A 19,711-nucleotide genomic window follows, 5' to 3' on the forward strand; every position below is an offset into this window, starting at 1 on the left:
GCAGCCGGCTCGGAGGCTCGAGGTCCTGGCACACTGTTGGGCTTTGAGAGATCAGGCCCCGAGCGTCGCTCGGACCGATTCTCAACCGCCCTCGGGCACACGCGTCTGCGAGAGCAGCCGGGTGGTCCGGCGGGCAGGCACATTGATTCCTTCATAGTGGACGCGAGCATCTTCGCGGCATCTCTCACCATGAGATGTCGCGTTTTCGGTCGCTCTCAATCAACTCGTCCCTCGATTTCGCTGATCGGGTGCGGGGAGAGCGACCGGTCTTTGTAGCAGCAGTACTTCGAGTTGCTCGACGAATGCACTAGGGACGCCTCAGAAACGGCCCTGATCTGTTGTCTTCGTTGAGTGTTTGTGAGACAAGCTACGAAGGGCACATGGTGGATGCCTTGGCATCAAGAGCCGAAGAAGGACGTAGGAGCCTGCGATAAGCCCTGGGGAGTTGGCAACCGAGCTGTGATCCGGGGATGTCCGAATGGGGAAACCCAGCTGGAGTCATGTCCAGTTACCCACGCCTGAATATATAGGGCGTGCGGAGGGAACGTGGGGAAGTGAAACATCTCAGTACCCACAGGAAGAGAAAACAATAGTGATTCCGAGAGTAGTGGCGAGCGAAATCGGAACAGGCCAAACCTCATCTGTGTGATACCTGGCAGGGGTTGCAGGTGGGGGGTTGTGGGACCACTCAGGTCGAGCTGCCATTCGACCAGGAAGTCACAAAATCTGAGCTAAGTTGAATCCCGTTGGAAAGCGGCGCCGTAGAGGGTGATAGCCCCGTAAGCGTAAACTCAGATCTTCCGAGTGGCATCCCAAGTAACACGGAACCCCTGAAATTCCGTGTGAATCTGGCGGGACCACCCGTTAAGCCTAAATACTCCTTGATGACCGATAGCGGACAAGTACCGTGAGGGAAAGGTGAAAAGTACCCCTGGCGGGGAGTGAAATAGTACCTGAAACCGTGTGCCTACAATCCGTTGGAGCCTATCCTTGTGATGGGTGACAGCGTGCCTTTTGAAGAATGAGCCTGCGAGTTTGCGTTGTGTTGCGAGGTTAACCCGTGTGGGGAAGCCGTAGCGAAAGCGAGTCCGAATAGGGCGACGTAGTAGCACGATCAAGACCCGAAGCGGAGTGATCTATCCATGGGCAGGTTGAAGCGCGGGTAAGACCGCGTGGAGGACCGAACCCACTTAGGTTGAAAACTGAGGGGATGACCTGTGGATAGGGGTGAAAGGCCAATCAAACTCCGTGATAGCTGGTTCTCCCCGAAATGCATTTAGGTGCAGCGTTGCGTGTTTCTTGCCGGAGGTAGAGCACTGGATAGCCGATGGGCCCGACCAGGTTACTGACGTTAGCCAAACTCCGAATGCCGGTAAGTGAGAGCGCAGCAGTGAGACTGCGGGGGATAAGCTCCGTAGTCGAAAGGGAAACAGCCCAGACCATCAGCTAAGGCCCCTAAGCGGTGACTAAGTGGAAAAGGATGTGGAGTTGCAATGACAACCAGGAGGTTGGCTTGGAAGCAGCCACCCTTGAAAGAGTGCGTAATAGCTCACTGGTCAAGTGATTCCGCGCCGACAATGTAGCGGGGCTCAAGTCATCCGCCGAAGCTATGGCATTCAGACAATACTCAAGCCTTCGTGGTTCAGAGGTCTGGATGGGTAGGGGAGCGTCGTGTCGCGAGTGAAGCCTCGGAGTGATCCAGGGGTGGACGCGACACGAGTGAGAATGCAGGCATGAGTAGCGAATGAGGAGTGAGAAACTCCTCCGCCGAATGATCAAGGGTTCCAGGGTCAAGCTAATCTGCCCTGGGTAAGTCGGGACCTAAGGCGAGGCCGACAGGCGTAGTCGATGGACAACGGGTTGATATTCCCGTACCGGCAAAGTAGCGCCCATGACGAACCCGGTGATGCTAACCGCCCGAATCTGTCGGTACTGAACCCTTCGGGGGAATGGCCGGCAGCCTAGCGCGGGACCCAAACCGGTAGTAGTCAAGCGATGGGGTGACGCAGGAAGGTAGCCCAACCGTGGCGATGGTTGTCCACGGGCAAGAGTGTAGGGAGTCATCTAGGCAAATCCGGATGGCACGATCCTGAGACTTGACGCGGAGTCCGTATGGACGAAGTGGGTAATCCTATGCTGTCGAGAAAAACCTCTAGCGAGCTATGCGCCGCCCGTACCCCAAACCGACTCAGGTGATCAGGTAGAGAATACCAAGGCGATCGAGTGAACCATGGTTAAGGAACTCGGCAAAATGCCCCCGTAACTTCGGGAGAAGGGGGGCCGGATCCGTCAATGCCCTAGCGGCAGGCAGCGGTGATGGCCGCAGAGACCAGGCCCAAGCGACTGTTTACTAAAAACACAGGTCCGTGCGAAGTTGTAAGACGATGTATACGGACTGACTCCTGCCCGGTGCTGGAAGGTTAAGGGGACGGGTTAGCGCGCAAGCGCGAAGCTCAGAACTTAAGCCCCAGTAAACGGCGGTGGTAACTATAACCATCCTAAGGTAGCGAAATTCCTTGTCGGGTAAGTTCCGACCTGCACGAATGGAGTAACGACTTGGGCGCTGTCTCAACCGTGGACTCGGCGAAATTGCACTACGAGTAAAGATGCTCGTTACGCGCGGCAGGACGGAAAGACCCCGGGACCTTTACTATAGTTTGGTATTGGTGTTTGGTTCGGCTTGTGTAGGATAGGTGGGAGACTGTGAAGCTCAGACGCCAGTTTGGGTGGAGTCAACGTTGAAATACCACTCTGGTCGTACTAGATGTCTAACCTAGGTCCGTAATCCGGATCAGGGACAGTGCCTGATGGGTAGTTTAACTGGGGCGGTTGCCTCCTAAAATGTAACGGAGGCGCTCAAAGGTTCCCTCAGCCTGGTTGGCAATCAGGTTTCGAGTGTAAGTGCACAAGGGAGCTTGACTGTGAGACAGACATGTCGAGCAGGGACGAAAGTCGGAACTAGTGATCTGGCCACGGCATGTGGAAGCGTGGTCACTCAACGGATAAAAGGTACCCCGGGGATAACAGGCTGATCTTCCCCAAGAGTCCATATCGACGGGATGGTTTGGCACCTCGATGTCGGCTCGTCGCATCCTGGGGCTGGAGCAGGTCCCAAGGGTTGGGCTGTTCGCCCATTAAAGCGGCACGCGAGCTGGGTTTAGAACGTCGTGAGACAGTTCGGTCCCTATCCGCCGCGCGCGCAGGAAACTTGAGAAAGGCTGTCCCTAGTACGAGAGGACCGGGATGGACGAACCTCTGGTGTGCCAGTTGTTCCGCCAGGAGCACGGCTGGTTGGCTACGTTCGGAAGTGATAACCGCTGAATGCATCTAAGCGGGAAGCACGTTTCAAGATGAGGTTTCCCACTACATAAGTAGGTAAGGTCCCCAGCAGAACACTGGGTTGATAGGCCAGAGGTGTACAGCAGTAATGCCCAGCCGACTGGTACTAATAGACCGAGGGCTTGTCCCACAAACATTCAACCAAGACAGCAGTCTTCGCAGACGGCTCGGTTGATGTGACTCACCTGCTGCTGCAGCTTCGACTGCTCGCGTCCACATTGAAGGAATCCAGACAACTGGATACCGCCTTGCAACAAGGCAAGTAGCTTCGGCTGCTCACGGTGATGATTCCCGTGAGTTGCCGGCAAGAGTTACGGCGGCCTTAGCGAGAGGGAAATACCCGGTCCCATCCCGAACCCGGAAGTCAAGCCTCTCAGCGCCGATGGTACTGCAGCCGAGGGGTTGTGGGAGAGTAGGACGTCGCCGGACATTCTTTCGAGAAGGCCACCCCGTTCGCGGGGTGGCCTTCTTGCATTTCACTCCTCTGATGCGGTCGTCGGACGGTCCCGCCGCCGCACGCCGCGCGCGTACCGGGATGCCCCTACCTGGCGCGGACCTGGCGCCGCAGGGCGGTGGTGGTGGGGCTCCTCCCGGCAGCGTCAAGGGCCGGGCGGCGCGAAGCGCGACCACGCCCTCGAGCGCAAGCCGAACGCACCGCATCGGCACAGCGCCGGGAGGAGCCCCACCACCACCGTCCCTCAACGTTGCACAGGCACGGCCTCGAGGTGCGTCCTCCACAGGCGGGCTGCGGACGGCCCGGTGGTGTCCGTATACGCGGGAAGCGTGGGGCGCGGAGGTGATGTGCGATGTCCGCACGGAAGATCGAGGACTCCGACGTGGTCGAGGACCCCGCGGAGGCCGTCAACGAGGTGCGACTGGTGGGGCGGCTGGCGGCCGACCCCCAGCTGCGCGAGCTGCCCAGCGGCGACGCCGTGTGGAACCTGCGGGTCGTCGTCGAGCGGGCCGCGCCCGCGGGCAGAGAGAAGCCGCGTCAGCGGGTCGACTCGCTCGAGTGCGCAGTGTGGTCCGGGCGGCTCAAGAAACAGGTCGAGAAGTGGCAGGCCGGCGATGTGGTGGAGGTGTCGGGTGCGATGCGACGACGGTTCTTCCGCGCCGGTGGTGCGACCGCGTCCCGGGTGGAGGTGGAGCTGACCGCCGGCCGGATCATTCGTCGCGCAGCGAGCGGATGAGCACGCCCACGCTGGGCTTCGGCTGGAAGGACGTGGCCTTCTCGGGCAGCAACCGGTCGTCGGCGGCGATCTTGAGGACCAGGTCGACGTCGGGCGCCGGCATCAGCACGGCCACGCTGTCCCTGCGGAGCCGGGCGAGGGTGGCCTCGACGGAGTGGTGGTACTCGATCCGCTGGGGTCCGCGCGGCAGCGCCGGGACCAGGTCGTCGTGGAGGTGCTCCACCGCGGCCCGGTCCTCGGGCAGCTGCAGCTTGACCGTGGCCCAGCGGCGGCCGTCGGTCGCGGCCAGGGTGGCCGGGCCGAGGGCGTGCACGGCGGCGGGGCGGTCGACGAGCTCGAGGCTCGCGCCGACGGTCTCGGCCGCGGTGGCCAGGTCGTCGAGGCTGACCCCGGTCAGGATGCGGTGGATCGGGCCGAGGAAGAGCGGGGTGTCCTCCTGGTCGACCAGCATGGCCAGGCCGCGGTCGGTCGCGCCGCCGGGGGAGCGTCGCTGCATGCGCAGGTAGGCCGCGTAGCGGTGGTGGCCGTCGGCGATCAGGGCCTGGCTCCGGGCCAGTCCGTCGTCGATGGCGGCCAGGACCGAGGGATCGCGGATGGGCCAGATCCGGTGGCGCTGCTCGTTGCGGTCGACGAAGTCGTCGACCGGCGGGTCGGCGATGACGCGGTGCACGATCGCGCGCATCTCGGCGGGCGCTCGGTGCACGAGGAGGATCGGGGCGGGGTTGAGGGCGAGCTCGGTCATCCGGTCGGCGAGCTCGTCGGCCTGCACCGGGTGGATCCCCTCGTGGGGGAGCACGGCGCGGTCCTCGGGGCCGCTGGCGCGGTGCGAGATGTCCAGCGCCCCGACCAGTCCGCGCACGGTGAGGCCCCCGACGATGTACTCGTGGAGGTAGAGCGCGGGCTCGTCGTCGCGCCGCAGCTGTCCGCGCTCCTGCCACTGCGTGAGCCGCGCGGCGACAGCCCGGTACGGTCGGGCGAAGAGGCGGCCCGACGAGGGGTCGCCCACGCGCCGGGGGTTCAGCCGCACGCCGCGGAAGGGCACCAGCCGGAGGGGTCGCCCCACGTACGGGGGGATGACCACGGCGTTGGCGTCCATCCACAGATCCTAGTTCGGCCCACGTGAGGAGACTTGCTTTGACTGCTGGGTCGCTGGGGAGCTGCACCGAGCCCCTGGACCGCACCTACGACCTGGCCATGCTCGACCTCGACGGGGTGGTCTACATCGGCCCCGAGGCGGTGCCCGGGGCGCCCGAGCACGTGGCCGCCGCGCGGACGGAAGGGATGCGGGTGGCCTTCATCACCAACAACGCGTCCCGGCCGCCGTCGGCGGTCGCCGAGCACCTGCGGGGGCTCGGCGTGGAGGCCGGCGCCGATGACGTCGTGACCTCGGCCCAGGCCGCCGCGCGGGTGCTGATCGACCGCCTGGGCGAGGGCGGCCGGGTGGTCGTGCTGGGCGGCGACGGGCTCGCCGACGCGATCGCGGAGGTCGGGCTCGAGCAGGTCGGCGTCGAGGAGGACGGCGCGGCGGTGGTGACGGGCTACGGGCCTGACGTGCTCTGGGGCCAGATCATGCGCGGCGCCGTCCGCATCAAGGAGGGGCTGTGGTGGGTCGCGTCCAACACCGACCAGACCTTCCCGACCTCCTTCGGGGTCGCGCCCGGGCACGGGGTGCTGGTCGAGACGTTGCGCCGGTTCAGCGGGGTCGACCCGGTGGTGGCCGGCAAGCCGTCGCGGCCCCTCCTCGACGAGACCCGGCGGCGGTGCGGGGGAGAGCGACCGCTGATGGTCGGTGACCGGCTGGACACCGACATCGAGGGTGCGCACACCGCCGGCGTCGACTCGCTGCTCGTGATGACGGGCGTCACCGGGCTGGCCGAGCTGGTGGCCGCGCCCCCGGAGCTGCGCCCGACGTACGTCTCGGCCGACCTGGGCGGCCTCCACGCCGCCCATCCCGCGCCCGAGGTGTCCGACGATGGGGTCACGCTCGGGGGGTGGACCGCCCACGTGGACGACGGCGAGCTCGTCGTGGACGGCGCCGGCGAGGTCGACGACTGGTGGCGGGTCGTGGCCGCGGCCGCGTGGCGCCACCTCGACACGCACGGCGAGCCGGTGGCCGTCGGCGCAGTCGCGGCGCCCGAGTAGCGTTCGCCCCATGACCTCCACCCCACCGGACTTCTCGGACGAGACGCTGCGCGACGAGTCCGAGAACCTCGCCGGGGACCCCGGAACACACCCGGACCCCGAGCACGACGTCCCCGGGCCCGACGTCCCTGGGCCCGACGAGGAGGCCGGCGACCCCGAGGCTCCGGCTCCCGAGCGGGTGCGCACGGGCTCGGACCGCGTCGACGAGGTGATCAGGGCCGTCGAGGAGCTCGAGGACCGGCCCATCGAGGAGCACGTGGGCGTCTTCGAGAGCGCCCAGGTGCAGCTGCGCCGGGCACTGGACGACCCGGGCGACGACGACCAGGTCGGCGGCGCCGAGCACGCGGACGACCACCCCGGTCACGCCTGAGCAGCGCGGGAGACCCGGGCAGTGCCGCCTCGCCGGCTGCGGCTGGACGCCGAGCTGGTCCGCCGCGGCCTCGCCCGGTCGCGCGAGCACGCCGCCGAGCTGGTGGCCGCCGGACGGGTGAGCGTCTCGGGCGCGACCGCCACCAAGCCGGCCACCCAGGTGACGACGGACGTCGCGGTCGTGGTGGCGGACGACCCGGACCGCCCCGACTACGTCTCGCGCGGAGGGCACAAGCTGGCCGGCGCGCTGGCGGCGTTCGAGCCGCTCGGCCTGAGCGTGGCCCGACGCCGGTGCCTCGACGCGGGGGCGTCGACGGGCGGGTTCACCGACGTGCTCCTGCGGGCGGGGGCGCGCGAGGTGGTGGCGGTCGACGTGGGCTACGGGCAGCTGGCGTGGTCGCTGCGGTCCGACGAGCGCGTGCACGTGCACGACCGCACCAACATCCGCGAGATCACGACCGAGCTCATCGGCGGGCCGGTCGACGTCGTGGTCGGTGATCTGTCGTTCATCTCGCTGGCGCTGGTGCTCGAGGCCCTGGTGGGCGTGACCAGGGAGGACGGCGACCTGGCGCTGATGGTCAAGCCGCAGTTCGAGGTCGGCAAGGACCGGGTCGGCAAGGGTGGCGTGGTCCGCGACCCGGACCTGCGGGCCGAGGCGGTCTCCGCGGTCGCCGCGCGGGCCGACGCGCTGGGGTGGGGCGCCCGGGCCGTGGCGACCAGCCCGCTGCCGGGGCCGTCGGGCAACGTGGAGTTCTTCCTGTGGCTGCGGCGCGGCCCGGCGACCCTCACCGAGGACGCGATCCACAACGCGGCGCACGGCTGACCCGGACCGGGGGTGCGGTCTGAGAGGCTTGATGCCGTGACGACGAGCCCGAGCGACGAGACCGCCGCGACCCGGCGGGTGCTGGTGCTCTCGCACACCGGACGCGACGCGGCCCGCGACGTCACGCTCAGCTTCTGCAAGGCGCTGACCGCCCACGACATCGTCGTCCGCCTGCTCGCCCAGGAGGCCTCCGACCTCGGCATCGACGCCTCGACCTACGACCCGCCGGTCGAGATCGTCCACGGCGACACCGACCTGGCGCTCGACTGCGAGCTCGCGGTGGTCGTCGGCGGCGACGGCTCGATCCTGCGGGCCGCCGAGGTCACGTGGGGGAGCGGCACCCCCGTGCTGGGCGTCAACCTCGGCCACGTCGGGTTCCTGGCGGAGGCCGAGGTCGACGACGTGCAGGACGTCATCGACGCGATCGTCGCCCGCAAGTGGGTGCCGGAGGACCGCCTGGCCCTCGACGTGCGCGCGTTCCGCGACGGCGAGCTCGTGACGCACACCTTCGCCCTCAATGAGGCCAGCGTCGAGAAGGCCGCCCGCGAGCGGATGATCGAGGTGGTCGTCGAGGTCGACAACCGTCCGCTGTCGCGCTGGGGCTGCGACGGCGTGGTGCTGGCGACCCCCACCGGGTCGACCGCCTACAACTTCAGCGCAGGCGGGCCGATCGTCTGGCCGGGAGTCGAGGCGCTGCTCATCGTGCCGATCAGCGCGCACGCGCTGTTCGCGCGACCGCTGGTCGTGGCACCCGACTCGCTGCTGGCGGTCGAGGTCATCGCCCGCACCGACGGCGCCGGCGTGCTCTGGTGCGACGGCCGGCGCGCGGTCGACCTGCCGCCGGGCGCGCGCATCGAGGTGCGCCGTGCCGACCAGCCGGTGCGGCTGGCCCGCCTGCACCCCGGACCGTTCACCGACCGGCTCGTCGCGAAGTTCGACCTCCCCGTCCAGGGCTGGCGCGGCTCGGCCGAGCGCCGCCGCCGCGCGGAGGAGGGGCTCGGCTGATGCTCGAGGAGATCCGGATCGGCCACCTCGGGGTCATCGAGTCGTCGCGGCTCGAGCTCGGTCCCGGCCTGACGGTCATCACCGGCGAGACCGGCGCGGGCAAGACGATGGTGGTGACCGCTCTCGGCCTGCTTCTCGGCGGGCGGGCCGACAGCGGCATGGTCCGCACCGGCGCGCGCACGGCGCGGGTGGAGGGCGTGGTCGACGCGACCGCGCTCGACGGGTTCCGGGCCGCGGTCGACGACGCAGGGGGCGAGACCGAGGACGGCCACGTCGTGCTGGCCCGCAACGTCTCGAGCGAGGGCCGCTCCCGCGCCTGGGTCGGCGGCGCGGCGGTGCCGGTGTCGCGGCTCGCGGACACCGCCGAGCCCCTCGTGGCGGTGCACGGACAGTCCGACCAGCACCGGCTGCTGCGCCAGCGGGCCCAGCGCGAGGCGCTCGACCGGTTCGGCGGGGCACCGGTGCTCAGCATGGCCGAGGCCTACGCCGCGCTGCACGCGCGCCTCGAGGCGACCGAGCGCGAGCTCGACGAGGTGGTGGCCAGCGCGCGCGAGCGGGCGCGCGAGGCCGACCTCCTCCGGTTCGGGCTCGGCGAGATCGAGGCGGTCGACCCCAAGCCCGGCGAGGACGCCCAGCTGGCGGCCGACGAGGTGCGCCTGGGCTACGCCGACGCGCTGCGCACCGCCGCCGAGCAGGCGCGGGAGGCACTGTCCAGCGAGGCGGGCGACCCGGACGCGCTCGGTGCCGCCTCTGCCGCTCGCACCCTGCTCGACGGCGTGCGCGAGCACGACCCCGAGGCCGGCGCGCTGGCCGACCGGCTCGCCGAGATCACCTACCTGCTCTCCGACCTGGCCGCCGACGTGGCGTCGTACGCCGCCGGCATCGACGCCGACCCGGCGCGCCTGGCGACGGTCTCCGAGCGGCGGGCGGCGCTGACGGCGCTCACGCGCAAGTACGGCGAGACCGTCGAGGAGGTGCTGGCCTGGTCGGAGTCCTCGGCCGCGCGCCTGCTCGACCTCGACGGCACCGACGACCGGATCGAGGCCCTGCGCGCCGAGCAGCGGTCGCTGCGCGCCGAGCTGGCCGAGGTGGCGCAGACACTGTCGAGCGCCCGCAGCGAGGCGGCGGCCCGGCTGTCGGCCGAGGTGACCGCCGAGCTCGCGCTGCTGGCGATGCCCGACGCCCGGCTGGAGATCTCGGTCACCCAGCACGACGCTGAGCGGCCTGCCGGCGACCCGCCACCCAGCGCGAGCCCGTTGCGGATCGGCACGCGCTGGCTGCGCCACACGGCGAGCGGCGTCGACGAGGTCGAGTTCCTGCTGGCTGCCAACACCGGGTCCGAGCCGCGCCCGCTGCACAAGGGTGCCTCGGGTGGCGAGCTGTCGCGGGTCATGCTCGCCCTGGAGGTGGCCCTGGCTGGCACCAGCCCGGTGCCGACGTTCGTCTTCGACGAGGTCGATGCCGGGGTCGGCGGCACCGCCGCGGTCGAGGTCGGCCGCCGGCTGGCCCAGCTGGCCCGCACCGCCCAGGTGCTGGTCGTGACCCACCTCCCGCAGGTCGCGGCGTACGCCGACCGGCACGTCCTGGTGGAGAAGGCCAGCGACGGCTCGGTCACCAGCTCCGGGCTGACCCTGCTCGACGAGGAGGCGCGCGAGAAGGAGCTGTCCCGGATGCTCGCCGGGCTCTCGGAGTCCGACACGGCGCTCGCGCACGCGCGCGAGCTGCTGGAGGTCGCGGCTCCGGCGCGGGCGCTGTCGTGAGCCGAGCCCTGCCACACTGAGCGACCAGTCTTTTCGTGGGGTGAGATGAAGTCCAACGCGCGCAAGGCGTCGCTGGCGGGACCCGGCGTCACGGGGATCGCCCGGGTGGGGCGGCCGGCCTCGGACGTGCTCCCGCGGCTGCGGCGCGGCGACATCGCGGTGCTCGACCACGTCGACCTCGACCGTGACACCGCCTCCGCGCTGCTCGAGGCGGGCGTCCGCGCGGTCGTCAACGCCGCCCCGATGATCTCCGGCCGCTACGCCAACCTCGGCCCCGAGGTGCTCGCCGAGGCCGGCGTCCTGGTCGTCGACCAGGTCGGCCAGGACGGCCTCGACCGCATCCGCGACAACCTGCCGGTCCGGGTCGACGGCGGCAGGGTCCTCGCCGTCCTCCCCGACGGGCGCACCGAGCTGCTGGCGACCGGCCGCGTCGTCGACCTCGAGCGGGTGCACAGCGAGATGGACCAGGCGCACAGCGGCCGGGTCGTCGAGCTCGACGCGCTGACCCGCACCACCGGCGATTTCCTGCGCCGCGAGCACGACCTGCTGCTGCGCGGCCGCGGCCTGCCCGAGCCCACGACCCGGATCGCGGGTCGCGCGGTCGTCGTCGTGGGCACGGCCGACCATGCCGAGCTGCAGGCGATCGCGCCGTTCGTCCGCGAGCAGGCGCCGGTCGTGATCGCGGTCGGCGCGGCGGCCGACGACCTGTTCGGCCTGAGCTGGGCTGCCGACATCGTCGTCGTCGCGGCCGGCGGCACCAGCGACCTGCCGTCCGCCGACGCTCTCCGGGTGGCCGGCGACGTCGTGCTGGTCGTCTCCCAGGGGTCAGGCCTCGACGAGCAGGCGCGGATCGAGGCCGTCGCCGGCCCGCCGCACCTGGTCGACACGTCGGCCTCCGCGGAGGACGTCGGCCTCCTCCTCGCCGACCACCAGGCCGCGCGCCTGGTCATCGGCGTGGGGCTGCACTCCCATCTCGAGGAGCTCCTCGACGGCGATCAGCCGGTCCGGGAGAGCAGCGTCGCGACCCGGCTCAAGCTGGGTGACCGGCTGGTCGACGCCCACGCCGTCAAGGCGCTCTACACCGGGCGCGCTGGCCCGGCGCTGGTCGTGCCCGTCCTCCTCGCGGGTCTCGTCGCCCTGCTCGCAGCCATCGCCGTGACGCCGGTCGGCCAGGACTGGGCGCACGACGTCGTCGACTACCTCCAGGGGCTCACGTGATCTCGCTCCGGCAGCACGTCGCCTCGCTGGTGGCCGTGTTCCTCGCGCTCGCGGTCGGCATCGCGCTCGGCGGCGGGCCGCTCGCCTCCGGTGACGACGACGACCAGCAGGGCAGTGGCGAGCGGGACACCGCGACGCCGGCGGCCGCTCCGACGCCGGCTCCGGACGACCGGTCCGGGTTCGCCGACGTGTTCGCCGACGAGGGTGCCGGCCGCCTCTACGCCAACGGGCTCGACGGCCACGCCACCGCCATCCTCGCGATGCCCGGCGCCGACCCGGCGCACCTCGAGGCGCTGGAGTCGCAGATCGCCGTCGCGGGCGGCGCCGTCACCGGCACCTACACCGTCGGCGACACGCTGTTCGACCCCGCGGCCACCTCGCCGATCGACGACCTGACCACCTTGCTCATCGCGCAGCTCGTGGACCCGCGGGTGGACTCCTCGGCGCCGACCTACGAGCGGCTCGGACAGCTCGTCGGCATCGCGATGGCGACCACCGAGGCCTCCTCGGTGCGGGCCGACCTCGCGGCGGTCGCGGTCCGCGAGAGCCTGGCCGGACCGGAGCTGCTGACCTCGCCCGCCGACGTCCGCAACGCGCCGTTGGTGCTGGTCGTGCTGCCGCTCGGCGCGGAGGGCGCGACGTCGAGCCTGGCCTCGCGCACCATCCTCACCGGGTTGACCAGCGGCATCGCCCACAACGCCGCGGGCGTGGTGGTGGTCGGCGACGAGACCTCCGCCGAGGACGGCGAGCTCGCCGCGCTCCGCGAGGGCGAGCTGACCGGCACGGTCTCGACCGTCGACGGCATCGAGACCACGATCGGCCAGGTCACCGCGGTCCTCGCCCTGGAGGCCGCGATCGCAGGAACCACCGGTTCCTTCGGTGCGTCGGGATCTGACGGCGCCGTACCTCTGGGATAACCTTGAGGTCCATGAAGTCCCCCGTGCCGACCAAGCATGTCTTCGTCACCGGAGGCGTCGCCTCCTCGCTCGGCAAGGGGCTCACGGCATCCAGCCTCGGCCGGCTGCTGCGCTCCCGCGGCATGCACGTCACGATGCAGAAGCTCGACCCCTACCTCAACGTCGACCCCGGCACGATGAACCCGTTCCAGCACGGCGAGGTCTTCGTGACCAACGACGGCGCCGAGACCGACCTCGACATCGGGCACTACGAGCGGTTCCTCGACACCGACCTCGGGCAGATCGCCAACGTCACCACCGGGCAGGTCTACTCCGAGGTGATCGCCAAGGAGCGCCGCGGCGACTACCTCGGCGACACCGTCCAGGTGATCCCGCACATCACCAACGAGATCAAGGACCGCATCCTCGCGATGGGCGGCACCTCGCCCGAGGGCGAGCACATCGACGTGGTGATCACCGAGATCGGCGGCACGGTCGGCGACATCGAGTCGCTGCCGTTCCTCGAGGCCGCCCGGCAGGTGCGCCACGACATCGGCCGCGACAACAGCTTCTTCCTCCACGTCTCGCTGGTGCCCTACATCGGGCCGTCGGGCGAGCTGAAGACCAAGCCCACCCAGCACTCCGTCGCCGCGCTCCGGCAGGTCGGCATCCAGCCCGACGCCGTCGTCTGCCGGGCCGACCGCGAGCTGCCCGACTCGATCAAGCGCAAGATCTCGCTGATGTGCGACGTCGACCTCGAGGCCGTGGTCACCGCGGCGGACGCGCCGTCGATCTACGACATCCCGAAGGTCCTGCACCGCGAGGGGCTCGACGCCTACGTCGTGCGCCGGCTCGGGCTGCCCTTCCGCGACGTCGACTGGACGGTCTGGGACGACCTGCTGCGCCGGGTGCACCACCCGAAGGAGGAGGTCACCGTCGCGCTCGTCGGCAAGTACGTCGACCTCCACGACGCCTACCTGTCGGTGGCCGAGGCGCTCAAGGCCGGCGGGTTCGCGCACGAGGCGGACGTGAAGATCCGCTGGATCCCCTCCGACGAGTGCCAGACGCCCGCCGGCGCCTCGCGACACCTGCACGACGTGGACGCCGTCTGCGTGCCGGGTGGCTTCGGCGTCCGCGGCCTCGAGGGCAAGATCGGTGCGCTCACCTACGCCCGCACCAACCGGATCCCCACGCTCGGACTCTGCCTGGGTCTGCAGTGCATGGTGATCGAGTTCTCCCGCAGCGTCGCCGGGCTGGAGAAGGCCGACTCGACGGAGTTCGACCCCGACAGCCCCGAGCCCGTGATCGCGACGATGGAGGAGCAGCTCGCCTACGTCGAGGGCGCCGGCGACCTAGGCGGCACCATGCGGCTCGGCCTCTACCCGGCGCTGCTCAAGCCCGGCTCGATCGCCCGGGAGGTCTACGGCGCGGAGCAGATCGACGAGCGGCACCGGCACCGCTACGAGGTCAACAACGCCTACCGCGACACCCTGGAGAACGCCGGTCTGGTGTTCTCCGGCACCTCGCCCGACAACAACCTGGTCGAGTTCGTCGAGCTGCCGCGCGACGTGCACCCCTACTACGTCTCGACGCAGGCCCACCCCGAGCTGCGGTCGCGGCCCACCCGGCCGCACCCGCTGTTCAAGGGGCTGGTCGGCGCGGCCATCGAGCGTCAGCGCGAGCTGCGGTTCCCGATCGACGAGAGCGGCCTGCGGCGCGAGCCCGTCGACATCGACGACTGAGCGCCACCCCCCGCTCGCTCACGTGCGCGCCGCGACCACCCGGCTCAGGGTGTCGATCGCGATGACCAGCACGTTGCGGATCGCCGGCGCGAGATCGCCGCTGTCGGCGAGGTCCTGGGCGCGCTCGAGCCAGGCCTCGTCGCACGTCGCCGGGCGCATGTGGCGGACCATCCCGCCCAAGGCCAGCAGTCCGCCGGGAGGAAGGTCGGCGAGCTCGTCGAGGTAGCGGTGCGCCCACGGCACCATGACCTCCTGCTGGGCGGGCCGCCAGAAGCAGCGGGCGAACTCGATCAGCGGGAAGCCCGCGGGGATCGCCCGCTCGCGCCACAGGCGCTCCCAGGCCTCGGCCTTCGCCTCCTCCAGGGGACGCGCCGCCGACACGCCCCACGCGCGCAGGTGCGCCTCGGGGTCGGGGTCACGGGCCAGGAGGTCCTCGACCGCGGCCTCGTCGTACCTCCCGAGCGAGGCGCGGCGCACCATGACCCGCCAGGCCAGGTCGACGTCGTCGGTCGCCGCCTCGTCGAGGAGGGCGAAGTGCTCGGGCGTCGAGGCGGACCACGCCAGCGTCTGGAGGGCGGGCGCGCGGTGGTCGGGCTCGTCGACGCGGGCCGCGGCCACGCTCGCCACCCGAGCCAGCCGACGGGGCGCCAGCACCGCGGGGCTCCACTGCTCGGCGGCCCTGAGCGCGAGACCGAAGAAGTGCTCGACGACGCCCGGGCTGGGCTCGGTCTCCAGCATGCCGAGCACGCTGTCGAGGAAGTCGCCGGTCGAGAGCTCGCCCTTGGCGAGCATGTCCCACGCGGTGGTGACGACGACCGCGCGGTTGACCGGGTCGTCCAGCGTGGCGACGTCGGCCAGCATCGCCTGCACCGACGACTCGTCGGTGCGCAGGGAGGCGAAGGTGAGGTCGCCGTCGTTGAGCAGGTGCAGGTCGGCGACCGGCAGGTCGGGGAGGTACGTCGTCGTGCCCGTCGTGAGGACGTCGAGCAGCGCGCGGCGCTGCAGCCCTCCGCCGGAGCGGACGTAGGAGCCGATGCGCAGCGCGTGGGGGCGCGGCTCACCGCCGTCGGGGCTGGTGGCGAGCAGGGCCGACCCGACGAGGCTGAGCGTGTCGGTGCCGGCCCGGTCGAGCCAGCTCGCGGTCCAGCCGGTGAGGTCCTGGCCGGCGGCCTCACCGATGGCGCCGGTCAGGTCGCTGAGCCTGGCGTTGCCCCAGGCGTGCTCGCGGAAGTAGGCCCGCAGGCCGGCGACGAAGGTCTCCTCGCCGACGTAGGCCATCAGCTGGGCCAGCACCGCCTGGCCCTTGTAGTAGGTGATCGCGTCGAAGCTCGCGAACGCGTGGTCGACGTCGGGCACGGTGGTGCGGATGGCGTGGCTGGCCGGGCTCATGTCCTGCTGGTAGGCCGCGAGCTGCTCCTCGGCCAGGAAGGTCGCCCACGCGTCGGTGAACTCCGTCGCCTCGAACGACGCCCACGTCGAGGCGAACGACGCGAACGCCTCGTTGAGCCACAGGTCGTCCCACCAGCGCATCGTCACGAGGTCGCCGAACCACATGTGCGCCATCTCGTGCAGCACGCCCAGCGCCCGCCACGCCCGCTCGGAGAAGGTGGGCGGCCTCCGGTGGAGGACGGCGTCGGTGAAGGTGACGCAGCCCCAGTTCTCCATCGCACCGCCCATGTCGGGCACGAAGACCTGGTCGTAGCGCTCCTGCGGGAACGGCATCGCGAACCGCTCGGCGAAGAAGGCGAGGCCCTGCTCGGTGACCCGGAAGAGCTCCTCGGCGTCCCGCTCCAGGAACTGCCGCAGCGACTGGCGGCAGTAGAGGCCCAGGTCGTGGCCGCCGCGCTGCTCCCGGAGCTCGTGGTACGGGCCGGCGTTGACGACCACGACGTACGTCGAGAGCCGTGGGGTGTCCTCGAAGACCCACAGCCGGCCGCCGTCGTCGCGGTCGAGGACCACCTCGGGAGCGCAGTTGCTGAGGACCGTCCACTCCGTGGGGGCGCTGACCTGGAAGCCGTGCACCGCCTTGAGGTCCGGCTGGTCGAAGCACGCCCAGGCACGGCGGGCGCCGTCCGGCTCGAACGACGACCAGAGGTAGACGAGCTTGTCCTGCGGGTCCACCGTGCGCAGGATCGCGTTGCCCGAGCCGGTGTCGGACTGCACCGACGACACGACGAGCCTGTTGTCGGCGGCCAGCGAGGGGAGCGGCAGGCGGCCGTCGGCGTACGTCGAGAGGTCGAGCTCGACGTCGTTGAGGCGGGCCGAGAGCACCTCGCCGACCACGTCGACGAACGTCGACGCGCCCGGCGTGCGGCAGCTGAAGGTGATCGACGAGGTCGCCAGCCACCGGGTCCCCTCGAGCAGCTCGCGCAGGTCGACGTCGATGTCGTAGCGGTCGACCTCGATCAGCGCCGCGCGGGTGCGGGCCTCCTCCTCGGTCAGGCTCGCGGCTTCCGTCATGGCCCTGACGGTAACCTCCGCGCGTGGTGGAGCGCGTGGCGGACGTACCCGAGAGCTGGCCGGTGGAGAGCAGCGAGGACCTCTACCGGACGTCGCTGCCGTTCGCGCTGCGGGCCGACCGGGTGCGGCACCCCGACGGCCCTGACGAGGAGCCGTTCACCCGGGTCGTGCTGGAGCACCCTGGCGCCGTGGTGGTCCTCGCGGTCGACGAGGCCGACCGGGTGCTGTGCCTGCGGCAGTACCGCCACCCGGCCCGGATGCGGATGCTGGAGCTGCCCGCCGGCCTGCTCGACGTCGACGGGGAGGAGCCGCGGTCGGCGGCCGAGCGCGAGCTCCTGGAGGAGGCCGGCCTCGAGGCCGCCGACTGGGCGCCGCTCACCTCGGCGTACAGCTCTCCGGGCATCACCACCGAGCGGATCCACTACTTCCTCGCGCGCGGGCTGCGCGAGGGTGACCGCGGCGACTTCACCCCCGCCCACGAGGAGGCGGACATGGAGACGCTGTGGGTGCCCTTCGACGACCTGCTGGCCGCCTGCCTCGACGGCCGGGTGAGCGACGCGCCGGTCATCATCGCCGTGCTCACCGCCCGGCAGCGGGGCCTGGTCGGCAACCACTAGGGTCGGGCCCATGAGGGTAGGTGTGCCGAAGGAAGTCAAGAACCACGAGTACCGCGTGGCCATCACGCCGATCGGCGTCCACGAGCTCGTCGCCCACGGGCACGACGTGGTCATCCAGAGGGACGCCGGCGAGGGGTCCTCGATCCACGACGACGAGTACGTCGCCGCCGGGGCGACGATGGTCGACACCGCCGAGGAGGCCTGGGGCACCGACGGCGGCGTCGACATGGTGCTCAAGGTCAAGGAGCCGGTGGCCGAGGAGTACGCGCGGATGCGCGAGGGCCTGCTGCTGTTCACCTACCTGCACCTGGCCGCCGACAAGCCGCTGACCGAGGAGCTGGTCGACCGCAAGGTCACCGGCATCGCCTACGAGACCGTGCAGCTGCCCTCCGGGGGGCTGCCGCTCCTCTACCCGATGTCCGAGGTGGCCGGCTGCCTCGCGCCGCAGGTCGGCGCCTACTCGCTGATGAAGGCGCAGGGCGGCCGCGGCGTGCTGATGGGCGGGGTCGGGGGCGTCGCCAACGCCAAGGTCGTCATCATCGGCGCCGGCGTGAGCGGCCAGAACGCCGCGAACATCGCGCTCGGCATGGGTGCCGACGTCACGCTGCTCGACACCGACCTCGACAAGCTCCGGATGTCGTTCTGGCGCTACAACAACCGGGTGCACGGGCTCGCCTCCTCCAAGCTGGCGCTCGAGCAGCAGGTGATGGAGGCCGACATGGTGATCGGCGCCGTGCTGATCCCGGGCGCGGCCGCTCCCAAGCTGGTCTCCAACGACCTCGTGTCGCGGATGAAGCCGGGCTCGGTGCTGGTCGACATCGCGATCGACCAGGGCGGGTGCTTCGAGGACAGCCATGCGACGACGCACGCCGACCCGACGTACCAGGTGCACAACTCGACGTTCTACTGCGTGGCGAACATGCCCGGCGCGGTGCCGAACACGTCGACGTACGCGCTCACCAACGCCACGCTGCCCTACGCGGTCGCGCTCGCGGACAAGGGCTGGCAGGACGCCTGCCGCGCCGACCGCAGCCTGGCGCTCGGCCTCAACACCCACGACGGCCGGCTGACCAACAAGCCCGTGGGGGAGGCCGTGGGGATCGAGGCGGTCGACCCCGACGAGGTGCTGGCGTAGACACCGAGGCCGCACCGGCTCCCGAGGCGCCCGCGACGTCCTCCACGACCGAGATCGCGCGGGCGGTCCGGACCTACCTCGACCACCTCGCCGTCGAGCGCGGCCTGGCCGCCAACACGCTCTCGTCGTACCGCCGCGACCTGCGCCGCTACCTCGAGCACCTCGACCGCACGGGCATCGAGGGGCTCGACGACGTCACCGAGGCGACCGTGTCCGGCTTCCTCGTCGCGCTGCGCGAGGGCGACGCGGACCACCCGCCGCTCGGGTCGTCGTCCGCGGCGCGGACGGTCGTGGCGGTGCGGGGCTTCCACAAGTTCGCCCTCGCCGACGGGCTTGCCACGGCCGACCCCGCGAGCGCGGTCAAGCCGCCGACCCCGGCCAAGCGGCTGCCCAAGGCCCTGCCGCTGGCCGACGTCGAGGCCATCCTCGAGGCGGCCGGCGCGCCCGGCACGACGCTGGCGCTGCGCGACCGGGCGCTGCTGGAGCTGCTCTACGGCACCGGCGCGCGCATCTCCGAGGCGGTCGGGCTCGACGTCGACGACCTCGACACGGTCGACCAGACCGTGCTGCTGCGCGGCAAGGGCGGCAAGCAGCGGATCGTGCCGGTGGGCTCCTACGCGCTGGCGGCGGTCGACGCCTACCTGGTCCGCGGTCGTCCCGAGCTGGTGACCACGGGCTCCCCGACCAAGGGAGGGACCCCGGCCCTGTTCCTCAACGCGCGCGGCGGCCGCCTCTCCCGGCAGTCGGCCTGGGCGGTGCTGACCCGCGCCGCCGAGCGCGCGGGCGTCGCGTCCGACGTCTCCCCGCACACGCTCCGCCACTCCTTCGCCACCCACCTGCTCGACGGCGGCGCCGACGTACGCGTGGTGCAGGAGCTGCTCGGCCACGCCTCGGTGACCACCACGCAGGTCTACACGCTCGTCACCGTCGACAGCCTGCGCGAGGTGTTCGCCAGCGCTCACCCCCGGGCGCGGGAGTGAGGCAGTTTCACCGGGTACCCGGTGAAACTGGCCCT

14 protein-coding genes and 2 rRNA genes are annotated in these 19,711 nt (G+C 70.4%); 14 read left to right on the forward strand and 2 right to left on the reverse strand.

What is annotated here, in order from left to right; genetic code table 11:
• Window positions 1-360: 360 nt before the first annotated feature.
• The 3 genes from G514_RS0112505 (at window position 361) to G514_RS0112515 (ending at window position 4,529) form a co-directional block, all read left to right on the forward strand.
• Window positions 361-3,469, forward strand: a 23S ribosomal RNA gene (locus G514_RS0112505).
• 182 nt (window positions 3,470-3,651) lie between these two features.
• Window positions 3,652-3,768, forward strand: a 5S ribosomal RNA gene (rrf, locus tag G514_RS0112510).
• Window positions 3,769-4,145: 377 nt separating this feature from the next.
• On the forward strand, window positions 4,146-4,529 hold the full coding sequence (locus tag G514_RS0112515) for a single-stranded DNA-binding protein (protein ID WP_028652018.1): 384 nt from the start codon (window positions 4,146-4,148) through the stop codon (window positions 4,527-4,529).
• On the opposite strand, the gene G514_RS26540 is transcribed toward G514_RS0112515, so the two are convergent.
• The gene (locus tag G514_RS26540) at window positions 4,504-5,625 is read right to left on the reverse strand and encodes a DUF1015 family protein (protein ID WP_051247406.1); all 1,122 of its coding nucleotides are present in this window, start codon (window positions 5,623-5,625) and stop codon (window positions 4,504-4,506) included. The genes G514_RS0112515 and G514_RS26540 overlap by 26 nt on opposite strands.
• Window positions 5,626-5,663: 38 nt before the next feature.
• On the opposite strand from G514_RS26540, the gene G514_RS26545 reads away from it, so the two are divergent.
• Genes G514_RS26545 through G514_RS0112560 form a run of 8 tightly spaced genes read left to right on the forward strand, consistent with a single transcriptional unit; the run spans window position 5,664 to window position 14,484 of the window.
• Entirely contained in the window at window positions 5,664-6,671 is a 1,008-nt protein-coding gene (locus G514_RS26545; protein ID WP_036564638.1) for an HAD-IIA family hydrolase, read from the forward strand.
• A gap of 10 nt (window positions 6,672-6,681) precedes the next feature.
• Window positions 6,682-7,041: a hypothetical protein gene (locus G514_RS0112530; RefSeq protein ID WP_028652019.1), complete on the forward strand. Its 360-nt coding sequence runs from the start codon at window positions 6,682-6,684 to the stop codon at window positions 7,039-7,041.
• 21 nt (window positions 7,042-7,062) lie between these two features.
• Complete coding sequence (locus G514_RS26550; RefSeq protein ID WP_051247407.1) at window positions 7,063-7,863, forward strand: TlyA family RNA methyltransferase; 801 nt, start codon at window positions 7,063-7,065, stop codon at window positions 7,861-7,863.
• Between the two features lie 36 nt (window positions 7,864-7,899).
• Window positions 7,900-8,868, forward strand: a complete 969-nt coding sequence (locus G514_RS0112540) for an NAD kinase (protein WP_028652020.1) — start codon at window positions 7,900-7,902, stop codon at window positions 8,866-8,868.
• Complete coding sequence (recN, locus tag G514_RS0112545) at window positions 8,868-10,628, forward strand: DNA repair protein RecN (RefSeq protein WP_028652021.1); 1,761 nt, start codon at window positions 8,868-8,870, stop codon at window positions 10,626-10,628. Before G514_RS0112540 ends, recN begins: the two co-directional genes overlap by 1 nt.
• A gap of 45 nt (window positions 10,629-10,673) precedes the next feature.
• The gene (gene steA / locus G514_RS0112550; protein ID WP_028652022.1) at window positions 10,674-11,846 is read left to right on the forward strand and encodes a putative cytokinetic ring protein SteA; all 1,173 of its coding nucleotides are present in this window, start codon (window positions 10,674-10,676) and stop codon (window positions 11,844-11,846) included.
• Window positions 11,843-12,763: a copper transporter gene (locus G514_RS0112555; RefSeq protein ID WP_028652023.1), complete on the forward strand. Its 921-nt coding sequence runs from the start codon at window positions 11,843-11,845 to the stop codon at window positions 12,761-12,763. Before steA ends, G514_RS0112555 begins: the two co-directional genes overlap by 4 nt.
• Window positions 12,764-12,774: 11 nt before the next feature.
• Window positions 12,775-14,484, forward strand: coding sequence for a CTP synthase (locus G514_RS0112560; protein WP_028652024.1), 1,710 nt, complete (start codon window positions 12,775-12,777; stop codon window positions 14,482-14,484).
• Between the two features lie 18 nt (window positions 14,485-14,502).
• Here the strand turns inward: G514_RS0112560 and pepN are convergent, their stop codons facing one another.
• Window positions 14,503-16,944, reverse strand: coding sequence for an aminopeptidase N (gene pepN / locus G514_RS0112565; RefSeq protein ID WP_028652025.1), 2,442 nt, complete (start codon window positions 16,942-16,944; stop codon window positions 14,503-14,505).
• 23 nt (window positions 16,945-16,967) lie between these two features.
• Here pepN and G514_RS0112570 point away from each other — a divergent pair, with 23 nt between their 5' ends.
• From G514_RS0112570 to xerD, 3 genes are read left to right on the forward strand one after another with little or no spacing between them, the layout of a single operon-like run.
• Window positions 16,968-17,561 carry an NUDIX domain-containing protein gene (locus G514_RS0112570; protein WP_028652026.1) on the forward strand — a complete coding sequence of 198 codons (594 nt, stop codon included), beginning with the start codon at window positions 16,968-16,970 and terminating at the stop codon, window positions 17,559-17,561.
• Window positions 17,562-17,571: 10 nt separating this feature from the next.
• Window positions 17,572-18,696, forward strand: coding sequence for an alanine dehydrogenase (gene ald, locus G514_RS0112575; protein WP_028652027.1), 1,125 nt, complete (start codon window positions 17,572-17,574; stop codon window positions 18,694-18,696).
• A gap of 53 nt (window positions 18,697-18,749) precedes the next feature.
• Entirely contained in the window at window positions 18,750-19,676 is a 927-nt protein-coding gene (gene xerD, locus G514_RS0112580) for a site-specific tyrosine recombinase XerD (RefSeq protein ID WP_028652028.1), read from the forward strand.
• Window positions 19,677-19,711 lie beyond the last annotated feature (35 nt).

Origin of the sequence: Nocardioides halotolerans DSM 19273, assembly GCF_000422805.1 — a bacterium.
In the GTDB taxonomy this organism is placed as follows: domain Bacteria; phylum Actinomycetota; class Actinomycetes; order Propionibacteriales; family Nocardioidaceae; genus Nocardioides; species Nocardioides halotolerans.